Raw genomic sequence first — 1,773 nt, forward strand, 5'->3', positions numbered from 1 at the left:
CGGCGGTGCCGCTCGACGCGATCGTTCCGGCGCCGGCCGAGGTCGACCCCGCGCCGGCGCGCGCCGCCGTGCGCATCGATGCGGCGACGACGATCGACGCCTGCGGCGACGCCGCGCAGGACGTCGCGCGGTATTTCGCCGATCTGGTCCGGCGCACGCGGGGCTTCGCGTTCGCGGTCGACTGCGCGGCGAAGAAGAAGCCGGACGGCATCCGCTTCGTTTTCGAATCCGGTCGAGACGCGCCCGACGGCGCCTATGTGCTCGAGGCCGATGCCGGCGTCGTCGAGATCCGTTCCGGCAGCGAGTCCGGTCTGTTCTACGGCGCCGTGTCGATGTGGCAGCTGCTCACGGCGCAGCCGGGCGAGGCGACTTCGGCGACGCGGATCGCGGCCGGCACGATCACCGACGCGCCGCGCTACGCGTGGCGCGGCCTCATGCTCGATTCGGCGCGCCACTACCAGCCGCCGGAGTTCGTCAAGAAGCTCATCGACGCGATGGCGCTGCACAAGCTCAACACCTTGCACTGGCACCTGACCGACGACCAGGGCTGGCGCATCGAGATCAAGAAGTATCCCCGACTGACCGAGGTCGGCGCCTGGCGCGTGCCGCCGGGGCCGGCCGCCGCGGCCGACATCGATCCGGCCACCGGCAAGCCGCGCCGCTACGGCGGCTACTACACCCAGGAACAGATCCGCGACATAGTCGCTCATGCGCAGGCGCGCCAGATCACCATCGTGCCGGAGATCGACATGCCGGGACACATGCAGGCCGCGATCGCCGCGTATCCCGAGCTCGGCACCGGCGAGAAACCGCCGGTCTCGACCGACTGGGGCGTGCACACGTATCTGCTCAATGTGGACGAATCCACCTTTGAATTCATAAGCGGGGTGCTCGACGAGCTCGTCGAACTGTTCCCGTCGCGCTACATCCACATCGGCGGCGACGAGGCGGCCAAGGACCGCTGGAAGGCATCCAGGCGCGTGCAGGCCAAGCGCCGGCAGCTCGGCCTGCCCGACGACACGGCGCTGCAGTCCTGGTTCGTCGCGCGGCTCGAAGCGATGCTCGAAAAGCACGACCGCAAGCTGATCGGCTGGGACGAAATCCTCGAGGGCGGCCGGCTGCCCGAGAGCGCGAGCGTGATGTCCTGGCGCGGCACGGCCGGCGCGCTCGAAGCGGCGCGGGCCGGGCACGACGTCGTGCTGTCGCCGTCGCCGGACCTGTATCTCGACAACCTGCAGAGCGACGCGGCCGACGAGCCGTCGGGCCGGCCGTACCTCGTCACGCTCGAAAAACTCTACGGCTTCGAGCCGACGCCGGCCGAGCTGACCGCCGAGCAGGCGCGGCACGTGCTCGGCGCCCAGGTCAACGTCTGGGTCGAGCACATGCGCACGACCGCGCGCGTCGAGCACGCGGTGTTCCCGCGCCTGGCCGCGCTCGCCGAAGTCGACTGGACGCCGCGCGAACGGCGCAGCTGGCAGGGCTTTCTCGAACGCATGCCGGCGCAGCTCGCGCGCTATCGCGCGCTCGGCATCGGCTATGCCGAATCGGCCTTCCTGCCGCGCGCGCAGGTCGGCGCACTGCCCGGCGACCCGGCACGCGTGACCGTCGCGCTGAGCAGCCAGACCGGTTTCGGCCAGCTGCGCTGCACGCAGGACGGCAGCGAACCCGTCGCGACCTCGCCGCCGTGCGCGTCGCCGCTCGAGCTGGCCGCCGGCACGCCGCTGCGCGCGGCCACGTTCGCCGGCGCGACCGCACTGACGCGCAGTGTCGCGA

The 1,773-nt window shown here is 71.4% G+C and carries 1 protein-coding gene; it reads left to right on the forward strand.

Going from position 1 to position 1,773, the window contains the following annotated elements:
* Positions 1-1,773 (forward strand): beta-N-acetylhexosaminidase (locus tag NON22_RS23810; protein ID WP_257389468.1); only part of this gene is annotated, 1,773 nt, incomplete at both ends.

This window comes from Tahibacter caeni, assembly GCF_024609805.1.
GTDB classification, from domain to species: domain Bacteria; phylum Pseudomonadota; class Gammaproteobacteria; order Xanthomonadales; family Rhodanobacteraceae; genus Tahibacter; species Tahibacter caeni.